The sequence below is a fragment of the Rhodococcus quanlei genome (assembly GCF_055231015.1).
The window spans coordinates 1-904 of record NZ_JBUYWD010000047.1 but is presented as its reverse complement, the minus strand read 5'-3'; the positions used below and the strand labels follow the sequence as shown (position 1 = coordinate 904).

Here is a 904-nt window from a genome sequence, read left to right as displayed (position 1 = left end):
TCCAGTAGTTGTTCGAGTTCCTGTTTCGGTGTGGCCTGACGGCTGGGTTCACGCAACCACGATGTGGGAGTGTCGAACTCGCCACCCGGTTCGTTTTCGAGGTCGCGTCGGTCGACGTCGATGCGTGCGCGTCGTCCCGGGTCGACGTCCGGCAGCGCATGGGCGATGGCGTCGCCGCAACGCCCGTGCGGTAGGCGTGAAAGATGCACGGCGCCGCCGCATCCGTGATCCGGGCCGGGGTCTTGCCGCATGAGGACGGCGTGCGGGCCGCGCACGGCAACATACGCCCGTACTTTTTCGGCTTCGCCGGGTCCGGTGAACCCGCACGCATACACCCGTGCCTCGGGGTTGAGCATGGTCACGAACGCCCAGTACAGGTCGTCGTCGAGCTGGGACTGGAACCGTGTTGCTGCCGTGAGGCATTCACGTTCGTACTCGTCGATCGTTTCGGAGCGGGGCCGGTACTGGAACGGGTAGTGCGGGTGCTCGACCCCGAAGGAGCGCCACCCCACCTGATACGTCAGCGGGTCGAACGTCCACGTACTCACTGCTGCGTCGATCCGCTGTTGTCGGCCGGCGGGGCGGGTCGCTGGGCGCCGATCACCGGTGCGTACCCGCGACCGGACTGTTCGTCGACCCATTGACGCAACTCGTCGTTGTGCAGGTAGTCCGGGGTCTTGTGCTCGTCGTCGTTGTTGCCACCGCCGCCGCGGGCGCCCATCGGGGCCATCCCCATGCCCCGCATCCCGGCCGCACCGACACCGCCGCCGCGTGCCCCACCGACACCGCCTGCGGCACCACCGGCCACCGCACCGGCTGCGGGACCACCCGCGGGAGCCGCCGGCGGTGGTGGTGTGCCCAGTCCGCCGCCGACACTGCCACCGCCGCCGATACCACCGGCACC

The 904-nt window shown here is 69.2% G+C and carries 1 protein-coding gene and 1 pseudogene; both read right to left on the bottom strand.

What is annotated here, in order from left to right; genetic code table 11:
- A partial coding sequence (locus ACZI8Q_RS20665) for an ESX secretion-associated protein EspG (protein ID WP_463375448.1) occupies positions 1 to 548 on the bottom strand: 548 nt, incomplete at its 3' end.
- Positions 545 to 904 (bottom strand): annotated as a pseudogene (locus ACZI8Q_RS20660) (hypothetical protein); the annotation flags it as partial. The pseudogene ACZI8Q_RS20660 and the gene ACZI8Q_RS20665, both read right to left, overlap by 4 nt.